Genomic DNA, 16,334 nt, shown 5'->3' with positions numbered 1-16,334 from the left:
GATGATACGCCGCTCACTCGATGAGGACGCCGCAGACAGGGACATAACGTCCGCGGCACTCTTCCAAAAGCCGAAGACGGCGCAGGCGGCAATAATATCCGGCGAAGAAGGCGTGCTCTGCGGCATCACGATAGCTATGGCGGTATTCGTCATGCGCAACTCCGGGATAAAATTCATGCCGCTCGCGATGGACGGCGAACCGATACGGCCGGAACAGCAGATCGCATATATAGAGGGGGATGCGAAAGCAATACTCAGCGCCGAAAGGACGGCCTTAAACTTCCTAAGCCGCCTGTCGGGAATATCTACTTTGACGGCCGAATTCGTTGAAGCGGTAAGACCTTATAGAACAAAGATAATGGACACCCGCAAAACCACGCCGGGACTGCGCATACTCGAGAAATACGCGGTCAAGACCGGCGGCGGCACCAATCATCGCATAGGCCTCCACGACCAGGTATTGATCAAGGATAACCATCTTGCCGCGGCCGGTTACAACTGGGACGCCGTCTCTCGAGCCGTCAGGTCCTGCCAGAGGAAAAAGATAAAGGCCGAGATAGAGGTCCAGGACCTTAAGCAATTTAACGAAGCCCTTAAGATCAACCCCGACATAATAATGCTGGATAATATGGATTTGAAAGAGATCAAGTCCGCCGTAGCTTTGCGCGACAAATACCGTCACGGGCTGAGGCTGGAAGTCTCGGGCGGCGTTAACCTCAAGAACGTAAAAAAGATCGCTTCAACCGGCGTAGAGATGATATCTATCGGCGCGCTGACACATTCAGTAAAGGCGATAGACTTCTCCCTGGAGATCGTGCAATGAAAAAGATAAAGACCGCAATGATCCTTTGCATATTTTTGGCGATAGCCCATCTTTCAAACGCCGCAACGGTGAATGCGTCATCATCCGAAAACGATTCCACCGGGCCCTCTTACGCGTTCGACAATAACCTGCAGTCGAGATGGTCGAGCGGGTTCTCCGACAGGCAATGGCTCCAGATAGACCTCGGGAGGACCGAGGACCTGGTCGGCCTGATCATAAACTGGGAGGCCGCTTACGCGAGATCCTACGACGTACTCATATCAGAGGACGGGAAAAATTGGGAGAACGCCTATTCCACGTCCGAAGGCGAAGGGGTAGTCGACGACGTATATTTCGGGAGGAAGAAGGCGCGATTCATAAAACTGGACTTAAAGGAGCGCGGCACGGCGTGGGGATATTCGATCTGGGAGATCAGGATCAAAGGGCTCGATGACGAGATACCGATAAAGACCTCGAGCGATAACGGCAGGACTACGATCTCGATAGAGCTCAAGAAGGACAGGAATATCGGCGCTTTATTTATAACATGGGGGGAGGACTTCCCAAGATCGTACCGCGTGGAGATCGAAGAGGATAACCGCCGGAAGACCGTCTATAATAAAGAGGTTTGCACTGGCGGACAGGACAGGATATATGCTAACATATTCGGGAAACGCCACATAAAGATCAACTGTGAAGACAACAAAGGGAAGGAAAGCGTGATGAAGAAGATCGAATTCAAGGACTGGGACGATATCGCCAAACACAAAGGCCTGAACAAGGCCCGCGGCCTCGCCGGGTGGGAGGGTTCCAAATTCAAGACTTTCATCGGAAAGGACGGTTCTTTTGCCGTCTATCCTTACCCGTTCAGGGTCAGTTTCTGGGTAAACGATGACGACCGGCTCTATACCCCGGAAACGCTCCATACCGATTGGAAATTGGTCGACGGCGGGTATCCTGTGACGGTGGTATCGTGGAAAGGCAACGGTATCGAAGGCGAGACGAAGATATTCTCCTGGTTCGATGAAAAAGCAGGCAAAGTCCTGACCTTTGCCAGGGAATCTGTCAAAAATACAAGCGCCCGGGATAAAGAAGTGTTGATAATGGCAGTCATCCGGCCGAACCCGCTTTACCCTAAATGGAAAGTTACGGATATGAAGACGATCGAATACGACGCCGACCATACCGTAAAGATAAACGGCGCGCCGCGGCTCTTCCTTGACGAAAGGGCGGAAGGCCCTCTAGGCAAAGACCTGAGGGATTCGCTATCTTACAGGAAAAAGATACCTGCCGGTACTACAGAATCCCTTGATTTTATCGTACCATCAGGCACAGGAGCGGAGTTGTCATTTAACGACATCAAGGATAAAGGTTTCGACGAAGCGCTCGCGCTGACGTTCAAATACTGGAAAGGCCGCATCCCGCTCGTAATGAATATCCCGGATAAGCGCTACAGTGATTGTTTTTATTCATCTCTCTATTACATCCTGATAATGGACGAGGAACATAAACTTTTCCCGGGCCCGTATGAATATACATCGTTCTTCATGCATGACGCGATAGATATGGACAACGCGCTCGACAAGGCAGGGCTTACCGAAGAGGCGCGCGCCTCAACCGAACACTTCAATTACAAGGAAGGCGGCGGCTACGTAGACGAGCTCGGCGGCAGCATCTTCGCGCCTTACGAGCATTACCGGCTGACAAAGGACGTTAAATACCTGGAGGCCGCATATCCCAGGATGAAGTCGGCGTGCGAACTCATAAGGAAGGTCCGGGCCCCGCAGATGTCACTGCCGAAGGAAGACGTGGCTTACGGGCTCCTTCCTAAGGGGGTGAGCCAGGACAATTTCAAGATACCTGCCTACCTTTACGTAGATGACTGGTGGGCGATGATAGGCCTTAAGGCGGCTTACGAGTCGGCGCAGATACTCGGAAAACCGGATGACGCCAAATGGATGAAAGCCGAATACGGAAGCCTCCATTCCGCCACTATCGCGAGCATCGAAAAATCGATGAAGAAGAACGGGCTGTCGTTCATGCCCGGGTTCGCCGATTACTGGCCCAAAGAGATGCGCATAAAGGACATGGATCACCGCATACTGGGCGATACGCAGATGGCGTGGGCGCACAGGCCGGCATTATTCCCGGGAGAGAATATGGGCATCCCGGTACCTGCGGAGCTGTTCAAGACTTCATATGAGCAATATTGGAAGAACGCCGGGAAGTTCTCGGACTATGACGGCGGGTGGTTCGTTGAATACGAGCAGCTCTTCTGGGGATATAATTTCAAGCTCGCGCATCCCCTTATATATATTGGAATGGAAGACGTCGCGCTTAAGAGCATCGAGTGGGGTATAGAGCACCAATCCTGCCCCGGCGGATGGATGGAGGCGATGCCGACCAAGGTCAACTCTAAAGGATTGAGGGAGATCACCGAAGGGATAGTAGGCGACGTCCCGCACGGCTGGTCGGCCGCGCATTATATTTTACTGCTGCGCGACATGCTTTTTCGCGAGGACGGCGATAAGCTGGTGCTTTTGTCCTGCATCCCGGACTCGTGGCTCGATGACGGCAAGGTCATAGAGATAAAGGATGCCCCGACGTATTTTGGCAAGGTATCTTTCAAAGTAGAAAGCTCGCGAGCCAAGGGCTTTGTCAAGCTGTCTACCGATTGCGCGACGCCGCCTCCGGGTGGGTATATCCTGACGCTCGGCAAGAACAGGATCAGCGTTCCCGCGGACACAAAGGAACTTGAAGTAAAGTTCTGACATGGCGAAGTTCAAGCTCGTATCATCTTTTAAGCCCGAGGGCGACCAGCCCCAGGCGATAAAGGAGTTGTCCGAAGGGCTCCTGGGCGGAAAGCGCTACCAGACGCTCTTGGGCGTTACCGGCTCGGGCAAGACCTTCACAATGGCCAATGTCATTGAAAAGACCGGCAAACCCGTCCTCGTCATCTCCCACAATAAGACCCTCGCGGCGCAGCTTTACAGCGAATTCAAGGAGTTTTTCCCGGAGAACGCCGTAGAATATTTCGTCAGTTATTACGATTATTACCAGCCCGAAGCGTATATCCCGCAGACAGACACTTATATAGAAAAAGACTCTTCAATAAACGACCGGCTCGACCGGTTGCGCCTTGCCGCGACATCTTCGCTTATGTCCAGGGACGATGTGATCATTGTCGCCAGCGTATCCTGCATCTACAACCTCGGTTCGCCGGAGGATTATTCGAACATGATGGTCGTGCTCGATAAAGGCCAAAAGATAGACCGAGACGAGGTCCTGCGGCGCCTGCTCAGTATTCAATATGAGCGCAACGATATCGAATTCATCCGCGGCAAGGTCCGCGTCCGCGGAGACACTGTAGAGATATTCCCGGCGTATTCCGAGAAGGCGATAAGGGTATCGATGTTCGGCGACGAGATAGAGAAGATAACCGAGTTCGACCCTGTCTCGCAGAAGATAATATCCCAGCTCGACCGCGCGGCTGTCTATCCTGCGAAACATTTCCTCACCTCGCCGCCGAAGATAGAAGAAGCGATAAAAATGATAAAAGAGGAACTCGCCGTGCAGCTGGAATATTTCTGCGCCAAAGGAAAGCTCCTTGAGGCACAGCGCCTCGAGAGCCGCACGAAATACGATATGGAGATGCTGCAGGAGATAGGCTATTGCCACGGCGTGGAGAATTATTCCCGCCACCTGGGCGGCAGGCCGGCAGGCGCGCGTCCGTACTGCCTCATAGATTATTTCCGGAAGGATTTTTTGTTGATAATAGACGAGTCGCACGTGACCATCCCGCAGGTGAGGGGGATGTATGAGGGCGACCGCTCGCGCAAAAAGACCCTCGTCGAATTCGGTTTCCGCCTGCCGTCGTGCCTCGACAACAGGCCTCTGCGTTTCGATGAGTTCGAGACGCTGATGAAAGAGGCGATATTTGCCTCAGCAACGCCGTCCGAATACGAGATACTGAAATCCGGCGCGAAAGTCGTCGAGCAGCTGATACGGCCGACAGGGCTTGTCGACCCGGAGATAATAATAAAGCCGACCGAAGGCCAGGTCGACGACATCATCGTCCAAGTCCGCGAGCGCGCGAAGAAGAAAGAGCGCGTCCTCGTCACGACGCTCACCAAACGCATGGCAGAGGACCTATCGGCATACCTGGAGGACCTCGACCTGCGCGTAAAATATATCCACTCGGATATCGACGCGATAGAGAGGGTAAAAATACTTAAGGAACTGCGCCAGGGCAAGTTCGACTGCCTTGTCGGCGTCAACCTGTTGAGGGAAGGGCTGGACCTTCCCGAGGTCACGCTTGTGGCGATACTGGACGCGGATAAAGAGGGGTTTCTGCGGTCCGAGACGTCGCTTATCCAGCTTTCAGGACGCGCAGCGCGCCATATAAACGGCCGGGTAATAATGTATGCCGATAACATCACCGGTTCGCTAAAGCGCGCGATCGGTGAAACAAACCGTAGACGCGCACTGCAATTGGAGTATAATAAGGAGAATAATATCACGCCGAAGTCGATACAAAAAGCTATCCGTGAAGGTATCGAGATGCTCCAGGAAGCCGAAGAGGTCGAGATGGAGGCGGTAGGCGTCAAGGCCGGCGGGTATGAGACAGAAAAGATCATAGAGGAACTAGAATACGAGATGGACCTCGCCGCGCGCAACCTGCAATTCGAAAAAGCCGCAGTCATCCGCGATAAGATCGCGGAATTAAGGAAGAGATTGAATGGATGATAAAATTTTAAATATCTTCCGCTCCTCGAACGGCGAGTTCATCTCCGGCGAAGAGATAAGTGAAAAACTGAAGATCACGCGCGCCGCGGTATGGAAGCACATCGAACAGCTGCGCAAAGAGGGGTATGAGATAACGGGCGAGCCGCATGTGGGATATCGCCTTACAGGCACCCCGGATAAACTCATCCCGGAAGAGATATCCCACGGCCTCGGGACAAAGATAATCGGCAAGAAGATATACTCCTACGAGACGACCGATTCGACGATGGATGTGGCGCATAAGCTCGCCCTATCCGGATCGCCTGACGGGACGGTGGTCTTCAGCGAAAGCCAGACGAAGGGCCGCGGCAGGATGGGACGGCATTGGGTTTCGCCGAAAGGGAAGGGCATATATTTTTCGCCTATCCTGAGGCCGGATGTCGCGCCGGCGGAAGCGCCGAAAATAACCCTTATGTCTGCGGTCGCCGTCGCGCTCGCCATAAGGAAAGTGACACACCTCGGGGCCCTGATCAAATGGCCGAATGATATAATGATAAACGACCGCAAGGCCTGCGGGATACTCACGGAGATGAGCGCCGAGGTCAACACTGTCAACTATATAGTCCTCGGCATCGGCATAAATGTGAATACCGACAAAGACCACCTTCCCGGGGAAGCCACTTCGCTGAAAGCGGAAGCAGGCAGGAATTTTTCGCGCGTGGAACTTACGCGTGAAGTCTTAAGGGAATTCGAGAGGCAATATCTTATTTTCAGGGAAAAGGGTTTTAAAAGAATAATAGAGGAGTGGAAAGACCTCTCGCACACCCTCGGCGAAGAGGTAAAGATCGTCTGCCAGGACAGGAAGATAGAAGGCACAGCCGTAGACCTTGACGCGGGAGGAGCGCTAGTCGTGCGCATGGACAACGGGTTCACGGAGCACATCACCGCCGGTGATGTGCTGATGGTGAGATGATGCTATTAGCTATCGACATAGGAAATACATCCGTCGCATTCGGGGTATTCCGGAGGAAGAGGCTCAGGTCATCCTGGAAGATCCCTACGCAGGGCGTCTTATCCAAAAAAACGATAAAACTTCCGAAGGGTATCAAGACGGCGATATTATCGAGCGTCGTGCCCAAAGCAACCCCTATTATCAAGAAAGCAATAGAGAAAAAATATAAGATCCGCCCGCTAGTCCTGGGAGAGAACATCAAGGCGCCTATAAAGAACCTTTACCGCAAACCGGGTCAGGTTGGGCAGGATAGGCTCGTTGACGCGGTGGCCGTAAAAGAGCTCTATGGTTGTCCCGCTATAGTCATCGATTTTGGTACGGCTATCACTTTTGATGTCATCTCAAAGAAAGGGGAGTACCTCGGCGGCCTGATATTCCCCGGGATCGAAACTTCCCTTAACGCCCTCTCGCAGAAAGCTGCGCTCCTTCCTAAGATAAAATTCACGCCGCCAAAAGGCCTGATCGGCCGCGACACAGCCGACAGCATGAAAAGCGGAGTATTTCACGGCACCGGCGCCCTCTGTGACGGAGTTATCGCGAAACTAAAGGCAAAATATGAACATATCGCTCCGGGGCGGGGCAGCCCTATGAAGGTCATCGCCACCGGCGGACACGCCGCTCTTATGGCAAAATACTCTACGGAAATTGACAAGATAAATCCAAATCTTACCTTGCTTGGATTAAATATGATATATAACCTGGAATTTAATGTCTCGCGCAGAGCCGGTTTATGACGCAGTTGCTAATGGTTGAGGCTAGTAATAAATAAGGCCAAGCGAGACTTAAATTTCAGGGATAAATAATTTTTTTCTTGACAAATTCCCTAGAAAATCTATAATATATGACAAAGTTGGCACTCGCCAATATGGAGTGCTAATTTCCGCTTAATTCCTAGGTAAATCTAGCTAAATTTAAGCCAAAACAATCTTTAAGGAGGTGTTAAATGGCGGTTCAACCGTTAGGTGACAGGATTTTGGTCAAGCCCACGGAGAGCGAAAGTAAGACAAAAAGCGGCATAATCCTGCCTGACACGGCGCAGGAGAAACCGTCCAAGGGCAAAGTAGTATCCGTTGGTAAAGGAAAGCTCCTGGATGACGGAAAGATAAAAGAACTGGAAGTGAAAGCCGGAGATACGGTCCTTTACGGCCGTTACGGCGGCACCGAGATCAACTACAAAGGGGAAGACCTTCTAATATTAAGGGAATCGGAAGTTTTGGCGATAGTCAAATAACAAAAGGGAGGCGGTAGAAAATGGCAAAGCAGCTGCTTTATAGTGATGAGGCAAGGCGCAAGATACTCGCAGGCGTCGAAAAACTTTCAAGGGCGGTAGTAGTGACGCTCGGCCCTAAAGGCCGCAATGTAGTCCTCGACAAGAAATTCGGCTCACCTACGATAACCAAAGACGGCGTAACGGTCGCCAAAGAGATAGAGCTCGAAGACCCGTTTGAGAACATGGGCGCTGAGATGGTAAAAGAGGTCGCCAGCAAGACCTCTGACAACGCCGGTGACGGCACCACCACGGCGACACTCCTCGCTGAGGCGATATACCGCGAAGGCCTCAAGAACGTAACGGCCGGAGCGAACCCGATGGCCCTGAAGCGCGGCATCGATAAGGCCGTCGAGGAAGTAGTGGCCCACCTAAAGAAGATAACCAAACCCATAGGCAAGGACAAGAAAGAGATATCTCAGGTCGCGTCCATTGCCGCCAACAACGACATGACCATCGGCGACCAGATAGCTGAAGCTATGGACAAAGTCGGCAAGGATGGCGTCATCACGGTTGAGGAAGCCAAATCGACCGAGACGACGGTAAAAGTCGTCGAAGGCATGCAGTTCGACCAGGGCTATCTCTCGCCGTATTTCGTCACGGACGCGGAGAAGATGGAAGCCGCGCTCGAAGATCCTTACATACTTATCCACGAGAAGAAGATCTCCAATATAAAGGAGATGCTGCCCCTGCTCGAGAGGATAGCCAAGACCGGAAGGCCTTTGGTCATAATAGCCGAGGAAGTGGACGGCGAAGCCCTCGCTACATTGGTCATCAATAAGATACGCGGAACGTTCCAGTGCTGCGCGGTTAAAGCCCCGGGCTACGGCGACAGGAGAAAGGCGATGCTTGATGATATCGCGGTCCTGACCGGCGGCATAGCGGTCACCGAAGACCTCGGAAAGAAACTCGAGAACATCGACATAAATGAGCTCGGGCGCGCCAAGAGGGTCACCATCGATAAAGATAACACCACGATCGTCGAGGGCGCCGGCAAGACCTCGGATATCAAGGGCAGGATAGAGCAGATCAAGGCCCAGATATCGAAAAGCGATTCGGATTACGATAAGGAGAAGCTGCAGGAAAGGCTGGCTAAACTCTCCGGCGGAGTAGCCGTCATCAATGTAGGCGCGGCCACCGAGACCGAGATGAAGGAAAAGAAAGCCCGCGTCGAGGACGCGATGCACGCCACGCGCGCGGCTGTCGAGGAAGGCATCGTCCCGGGCGGCGGTGTAGCGCTCCTTCGCTGCATCCCGGCGCTTGAAAAGATGAAACTTTCAAGCGATGAGCAGATCGGCGTCGATATAGTGAAGAGGGCTCTTGAGGAACCGATCCGCCATATCGTCGAGAACGCGGGACTTGAAGGCTCAGTCGTCGCGGAACACGTCAAGAACGAAAAAGACCCGGCCGTAGGTTACGACGTCATGCAGGCCGATTACGTAGATATGATAAAGTCCGGCGTCATCGACCCGACAAAGGTCACAAGGACAGCCCTGCAGAACGCTTCATCGATCGCGGGCCTGTTGCTTACGACCGAGTGCGTGGTCACGGACATACCCGAAAAAGAAAAGACTCCTCCTATGCCACCGCACGGCGGCTACGGCGAGGGAATGTACTAGACCTTTCCTTATAAGGATCAGGAAGGTCTATCTGTTAGGATAAACCCATCAGGAGGACTTGAATGAACTTGAAACCGTTAGGCGATAAAGTGATCGTCGAGGTGCTTAAGGCCGAGGATAAGACCAAGGGCGGGATAATCCTCCCTGACACGGCGAAAGAGAAGCCGCAGGAAGCGAAGGTCATCGCGGTCGGTTCTGGCAAGACGCTCGAGAACGGCAAGGTCGTTGCGCCGGAGGTGAAAACCGGCGACATTGTCATCTTCGGGAAATATTCCGGAAGCGAAGTCAAGGTCGATGAGAGGGAATACCTCATAATCGACGCGGACGACATCCTCGCGATAGTCAAGTAATACAACTGCTGAATACAAATACGCCCCTTATGCTGATAGCTAAGGGGCGTATTATTTTTACTGAAATTTAATGTCTCGCGCAGAGCCGGTTTATGACGCAGTTGCTAATGGTTGAGGCGAGTAATAAATAAGGCCAAGCGAGACTTAAATTTCAGTAAAGCGGAACGCTCTTTTCCTTGACTTTTGCGGGTGATTTTTGTATCATATAACCCTATTTCAAGGAGGTTCCTGATATATGGGTGAATATATAGGCATCAAACGTAAGGCCCGCCGCTGTTATGGTTTCGATGAAATCGCGTTAGCCCCCGGAAGAGTGACGATCAACCCCGCCGAAGTGGACACAAGCTGGAAAATTGACGGAAAAAAATTCAACGTCCCGATCCTGGCAGCTGCCATGGACGGCGTGGTAGACGTTAAATTCGCCATCGCCATGGGAAAGCTCGGCGGCATCGCCGTCTTGAACCTAGAGGGCGTCCAGACAAGATACGAGGACCCCGATGAGGTCCTTGAACAGCTCGTAAAAGCCGATCCCGAAAAAGCCACGGAAATAATCCAATCGATCTACACAAAACCGATCCAGGAAAAACTTATCGAAAAGCGCATCCGCCAAATCAAGGACGCAGATGTCCCGGCGGCGGTGAGCGCTATCCCGCAGCGCGCCGAGAGGTTCGGGAAGATCGCGCAGGAGTCCGGCGCGGACATATTCGTCATACAATCGACGGTCAGCACGGTCAAGCATATATCCAAAGAATACCAGGCCCTGGATATCAAGAGGTTCGCCAGGGCGTCGAAGATACCCGTCATCGTAGGCAATTGCGTCGGATACGAGGTCGCGTATGAACTGATGGCCGCAGGCGCCGCAGGTATATTGGTCGGCATCGGCCCCGGCGCGGCCTGCACGACAAGAGGCGTCTTAGGCATCGGCGTACCGCAGGTCACCGCGACTGTGGATTGCGCCGCGGCAAGGGACGCTTTTTTCAAGAAGACCAAGAAATACATCCCCATAATAACAGACGGCGGTATGAGGACAGGCGGCGATATCTGCAAGGCGTTCGCCTGCGGCTCTGACGCGGTCATGGTCGGCTCGGCGTTCGCCCGCGCGATAGAGGCGCCGGGGCGCGGTTACCATTGGGGAATGGCCACGCCGCACGCGAACCTTCCGCGCGGCACGAGGATCCATGTCGGAACGACCGGTTTGCTCGAAGAGATACTATTCGGGCCGGCGAGGTTCGACGACGGCTCGCAGAACTTAATGGGCGCGTTACAGACATCGATGGGTTCGGTGGGAGCCTCGAGCATAAAAGAATTCCAGAAGACAGAGATCATCATAGCCCCGTCGATCAGGACGGAAGGTAAGATATTCCAACAGGTACAAAGGGTCGGAATGGGCAAATAGATGCCGCAGCATGAGGTTATCCTTGTTTTAGACTTCGGCTCGCAATACAACCAGTTGATAGCCCGCCGTGTCAGGGAGAATAAAGTGTTCTCCATGATAGTCCCGCATGACATCACGGCCGAAGAGATCCGGAAACTGAACCCGAAAGGGCTTATCCTTTCCGGAGGCCCCGCCTCGATCTACGGCGCCCGCGCGCCCAAACCTAAGAAAGAGATATTCGAACTGGGGATCCCTGTCCTGGGCATCTGCTACGGCATGCAGGCTATGGCTCATATGCTCGGCGGCAAAGTTACCAAGGCCGGGAAACGCGAATACGGGCACGCCGAATTCCTTATAGATGATTTCGAGGGCCTCTGCGCCGGGCTCGATAATAAAATAATCAGCTGGATGAGCCATGGCGATTATGTCTCGCGTTTGCCCCCCGGCTTCAACAAGATCGGCCATACCTATAATACCGAATTTGCCTCTATAGCTGACAAGGCAAGGCGCCTCTACGGCGTCCAGTTCCATCCCGAGGTCGCCCACACCCCCAAGGGCAGCAGGATAATCGCGAATTTTCTGTGTAATATCTGCAGGTGCCGGGGGAATTGGACGATGCAGTCCTTCATAGACGATACCGTCAAAAATATAAGGGATGTGGCGGGAAAAGAAAAGGTCGTCTGCGGCCTCTCCGGCGGAGTAGATTCGTCCGTCGCCGCCGTCCTCATCAATAAGGCGATAGGCAAGCGGCTATTTTGCATATTCATCAATAACGGCGTCCTGAGGAAGGGCGAGGCCGAACGCGTAGTCAAGACTTTCAAAAAGCATTTCCATATCAACCTGAAATACGTGAACGCCGAGTCGCGGTTCCTCAATAAACTGAAAGGGGTCGTCGACCCTGAAAAGAAACGCAAGATAATAGGCCATGAGTTCATCCGCGTATTCGAAGAAGAGGCGAAGAAGCTCGGGAAGATAGGATTCCTTGCGCAGGGGACATTGTATCCCGACGTCATCGAATCAAAGTCCGCGTTCGGCGGCCCTTCGGCGACCATCAAGTCGCACCACAATGTCGGCGGTCTGCCGCTGAAGATGAAACTAAAGCTTGTCGAACCGCTGCGCGAATTATTCAAAGACGAGGTGAGGCAGGTCGGGAAGGCGATGGGGCTTTCGGACGAGATTGTCTTGCGCCAGCCGTTCCCCGGGCCCGGACTGGCCATAAGGATCATAGGCGACGTCACGAAGGAACGCCTCAATATCTTGCGCGAGGCCGACGTCGCGGTGATAGAAGAGATCAAGAAGGCGGGATTTTACAGGGAGGTATGGCAATCGTTCGCCGTGCTGCTCCCGATAAAGACGGTGGGAGTAATGGGGGATGAGAGGACTTACGAGAACGTCATCGCCCTCCGGGCCGTGACGAGTGCCGACGGGATGACCGCCGATTGGGCGCGGCTGCCTTATGACCTGCTAGAGAAGATCTCCAACAGGATAATAAACGAGGTGAGGGGCGTCAACCGCGTCGTCTACGACATAAGCTCCAAGCCGCCTTCTACTATAGAATGGGAGTAGGAAAAGATTTGATCATATGAAATTTAACGTCTCGCGCAGAGCCGGTTTATGACGCAGCAGGATAATAGCCATTGCGAGTAATAAATAAAGCCGAGCGAGACTTAAATCTCATACAATAATTCATTTATTGGAGTCATAAGTGCAGCATTCACACTTTGTCCATCTTCATGTCCACACTCAATTCAGCCTTCTTGACGGCGCCTGCAAGATCCCTGAACTCATCGCGTTAGCCAAGGAATATAAGATGCCGGCGGTGGCCATCACCGACCATGGCAATATGTTCGGCGCGATAGAATTCTATTCCGAGGCTATGAAGAACGGGATAAAGCCGATAATCGGGTGCGAGGTCTATGTCGCGCCGGGCTCGCGTTTCGACAGGTCGACTCCGGCAAACCAAGAGGCGTCGTATCACTTGATACTCCTGGCAAAGGACGAGGAAGGCTATCGCAACCTGATGAAACTCGTCTCGGCCGGTTATCTCGAAGGTTTCTATTACAAGCCGCGCGTCGACAAGGAACTCCTCGCCAAATATTCCAAAGGCCTCATCGCCCAATCGGCCTGCCTCCAGGGCGAGGTCCCGTACCTCATAGTAAAGGGCAAGTTCGAGGAGGCGAAGCTCGTCGCCGCGCAGTATAAAGAGATGTTCGGAGCGGGAAATTATTATCTCGAGATCCAGAAGAACCTGATCCCTGAACAGGAGATCGCGAACGCAGGGTTATTGAAGCTCGCGAAAGAGCTCGAGATCCCGCTTGTCGCCACCGGCGACGTCCATTACCTTCGGAAAAAATCTGCGCGCGCGCACGAAGGCCTGCTCTGCATCCAGACCCAATCGACTTTAAACGACCCCGACCACATGAAGTTCTCGACGGACGAATTCTATTTCAAATCAACCGAGGACTTCAAGGAGATGTTCGAGGATGTCCCCCAGGCGGTAAATTCCACGATAGAGATAGCCGAGAAATGCAACCTCGAGCTCGATTTTAACAAGACGCACCTGCCGCAGTTTGACCCGCCCGAGGGGAAGAACCGAGAGGAATACCTGAGGGAACTCGTGGAGGCCGGGCTAAAGAGGCGCTACCCCGCCGTAGACAAGGCCATAGAGGACAGGGTCGAACACGAACTCAACATCATAAAAAAGACCGGCTTCACCAGCTACTTCCTGATCGCGTGGGATTTTATAAATTACGCGAAATCGAAAGGCATACCCGTAGGCCCGGGAAGGGGTTCCGCGGCGGGAAGCGTCGTCAGCTATTCCCTCGGGATAACCGACCTCGACCCGATAAAATACGACCTTATCTTCGAGCGTTTCCTTAACCCGGACCGCGTGAGCCTGCCGGATATAGATATAGACTTCTGCTACGAGAGAAGGAGCGAGGTCATCGATTACGTCACGCAGAAATATTCCAAGGAGAACGTGGCGCAGGTCATAACTTTCGGGACGATGCAGGCGCGCGCCGTCATAAGGGACGTCGGCCGGGTCATGGGCATAAGCTACGGCGATGTCGACCGGATAGCTAAACTCGTCCCGCAGGAATTGGACATAACCCTTGAGCGGGCGCTGAAACTCGAACCCGAACTGCGCAACCTCTACAAGAGCGACCCGCAGATACGGCAGCTGATCGAGGTATCCACGGAACTCGAGGGGCTGACCCGCCACGCGTCTACGCATGCCGCCGGCGTAGTGATATCGGACCGGCCGCTGACCGACTATATACCGCTGTTCAAGGCGAATGAAGGCCAGATATCGACCGGCTTCGAGATGAAGTCGCTCGAAAAAATAGGCCTGCTGAAGATGGACTTCCTCGGGCTGCGAACGCTAACGGTCATCGACGAGACCGTGAAGATAATCAAGAGGACCAAGGGCGTCACGATCGATTTCAACAACATGCCGCTCGACGACCCCAAGACGTACGAGCTACTCTCGAACGCGGAGTCGCTCGGCATCTTCCAGCTTGAGAGCTCGGGGATGCGCGACATCCTCAGGAAGCTCAAGCCCACGAATTTCGAGGATATAATAGCCATACTGGCGCTTTACCGGCCGGGGCCCATAGGCACGGGCATGGTAGAGGATTTCATAAAAAGGAAACACGGCCTCGCGGCGATAAAATACGACCATATACTCCTCGAGCCGATCCTCAAGGAGACATACGGCACGATAGTATACCAGGAACAGGTCATGCGCATCGCCTCGGACCTCGCCGGGTTCACGATGTCACAGGCCGATTCTCTCCGGCGCGCGATGGGAAAGAAGATCCCCGAGGAGATGGAGCAGGCGAAATCCAAGTTCCTCGAGGGTTCGACTAAGAAAGGCATCGACAAGAGGACCGCCGAGAAGATATTCAACTTCATCGAATATTTCGCGGGTTACGGTTTTAACAAGTCGCACTCGACGGCTTACGCGCTCATCTCTTACCGGACCGCCTATCTCAAGGCGAATTACCCGGTCGAATTCATGACCGCGTTGATGACCTCGGAGCACGACAATATCGACAAGGTCGCCTTCTACATAGACGAGTCGGAAAAGATGGGGATACGGATACTCCCGCCGAGCATAAACGAGAGCTTCTCAAAATTCACGGTCGCCGGCGACGGCATAAGGTTCGGGCTGGGCGCGGTAAAGAACGTGGGACAGGGGGCTATCGATTCGATAGTCACAGCCAGGAACAACGGCGGGAATTTCAAGGACCTCTACGATTTCTGCGAACGCGTCGACCTGAGGCTCACCAACAGGAAGGTCCTCGAAAGCCTCATTAAATGCGGGGCGTTCGACGAATTCAAATTGCACAGGTCCCAGCTCTTTACACAGGTCGATGACTGCCTTGAGTGCGGCGCGAACTCGCACAAGGAGCGCCTGAGCGGGCAATCGACGTTCTTCGAGGAATTCGGCGCCCATGTTAAAGGCCGTCCCGGCAGGCAGCACCACGAGATCCCGAAGATACCCGAATGGCACGAGAGCCAACTTCTGGCTTTCGAAAAGGAGATGCTGGGTTTCTATATAACCGGCCACCCGCTCGCGAAATACGAGAAACTCATCAGGGCTTACTCCACCTGCCAGGTAAAAGACCTGGGAAAGAGGAGGCCGGATGAGGAGGTGAACGTGGGCGGGATAATCTCGAAGCTTAAGTTCACCATCACCAAGGCAAAGAGCGAAAAAATGGCAATAATGAGCATCGAGGACCTCACCGGGGAGACGGAAGTCCTCGTATTCCCGAAGACTTTCGCGAATACCGAGAGATTTATCAGGAAGGACGCCATAGTCTGCGTCAAAGGCAAGGTCAGCCTCAGGGAAGACCGGCCGAAGATAATGGCTAACGACATAATGCCCCTGGAAGAGCTGCAAAAGAAATACACACAAGCACTTATCATAAACCTGGATACGGGCATAAACGAACAGGCCCTGACAAAACTGAAGTCTGTCCTTGAATCCCATCCCGGCACCGCCCCGGTATACCTCCATTTCAAGATGTCCGACGGAAAGCGGTTTGAGATATCCGTGGAGGAAAAACTGAAGGTAGAGCCTTCGGATTCCCTCACCATGGAGATAGAAGGCCTCCTAGGGGACGGAGTCGTCTCGTTTAAGACTTGACAAACCCAGCCAAAAATGATAATTTACTAACT

11 protein-coding genes are annotated in these 16,334 nt (G+C 53.2%); all 11 read left to right on the top strand.

Annotated elements, in window-relative coordinates:
* The first annotated feature begins 1 nt into the window (after window position 1).
* The 11 genes from nadC (at window position 2) to PHO67_01295 (ending at window position 16,302) form a co-directional block, all read left to right on the top strand.
* Window positions 2-823 (top strand): carboxylating nicotinate-nucleotide diphosphorylase, encoded by an 822-nt coding sequence (nadC, locus tag PHO67_01345; GenBank protein ID MDD5545792.1) that lies wholly within the window; start codon window positions 2-4, stop codon window positions 821-823.
* Window positions 820-3,573, top strand: coding sequence for a discoidin domain-containing protein (locus PHO67_01340; GenBank protein ID MDD5545791.1), 2,754 nt, complete (start codon window positions 820-822; stop codon window positions 3,571-3,573). Before nadC ends, PHO67_01340 begins: the two co-directional genes overlap by 4 nt.
* Before the next feature lies 1 nt (window position 3,574).
* A complete protein-coding gene (gene uvrB, locus PHO67_01335) occupies window positions 3,575-5,548 on the top strand; it encodes an excinuclease ABC subunit UvrB (GenBank protein ID MDD5545790.1) in 1,974 nt (657 codons plus the stop codon).
* The gene (locus PHO67_01330) at window positions 5,541-6,500 is read left to right on the top strand and encodes a biotin--[acetyl-CoA-carboxylase] ligase (GenBank protein ID MDD5545789.1); all 960 of its coding nucleotides are present in this window, start codon (window positions 5,541-5,543) and stop codon (window positions 6,498-6,500) included. The genes uvrB and PHO67_01330 overlap by 8 nt, the downstream gene beginning before the upstream one ends.
* A complete protein-coding gene (locus tag PHO67_01325) occupies window positions 6,497-7,273 on the top strand; it encodes a type III pantothenate kinase (protein ID MDD5545788.1) in 777 nt (258 codons plus the stop codon). The genes PHO67_01330 and PHO67_01325 overlap by 4 nt, the downstream gene beginning before the upstream one ends.
* Before the next feature lie 209 nt (window positions 7,274-7,482).
* Window positions 7,483-7,770 carry a co-chaperone GroES gene (gene groES, locus PHO67_01320; protein ID MDD5545787.1) on the top strand — a complete coding sequence of 96 codons (288 nt, stop codon included), beginning with the start codon at window positions 7,483-7,485 and terminating at the stop codon, window positions 7,768-7,770.
* Between the two features lie 20 nt (window positions 7,771-7,790).
* Entirely contained in the window at window positions 7,791-9,425 is a 1,635-nt protein-coding gene (gene groL, locus PHO67_01315) for a chaperonin GroEL (GenBank protein MDD5545786.1), read from the top strand.
* A 62-nt stretch (window positions 9,426-9,487) separates the two neighbouring features.
* A complete protein-coding gene (gene groES, locus PHO67_01310; GenBank protein MDD5545785.1) occupies window positions 9,488-9,775 on the top strand; it encodes a co-chaperone GroES in 288 nt (95 codons plus the stop codon).
* Window positions 9,776-10,010: 235 nt separating this feature from the next.
* On the top strand, window positions 10,011-11,171 hold the full coding sequence (locus PHO67_01305) for a GuaB3 family IMP dehydrogenase-related protein (protein ID MDD5545784.1): 1,161 nt from the start codon (window positions 10,011-10,013) through the stop codon (window positions 11,169-11,171).
* Window positions 11,172-12,716: a glutamine-hydrolyzing GMP synthase gene (guaA, locus tag PHO67_01300; protein ID MDD5545783.1), complete on the top strand. Its 1,545-nt coding sequence runs from the start codon at window positions 11,172-11,174 to the stop codon at window positions 12,714-12,716.
* Window positions 12,717-12,855: 139 nt separating this feature from the next.
* Entirely contained in the window at window positions 12,856-16,302 is a 3,447-nt protein-coding gene (locus PHO67_01295) for a DNA polymerase III subunit alpha (GenBank protein ID MDD5545782.1), read from the top strand.
* Window positions 16,303-16,334: the final 32 nt, after the last annotated feature.

Source organism: Candidatus Omnitrophota bacterium (assembly GCA_028716565.1).
Lineage (GTDB): Bacteria > Omnitrophota > Gorgyraeia > Pluralincolimonadales > Pluralincolimonadaceae > Pluralincolimonas.
The sequence above is the reverse complement of the archived record's forward strand: the minus strand, read 5'-3'. Positions and strand labels throughout refer to the sequence as shown.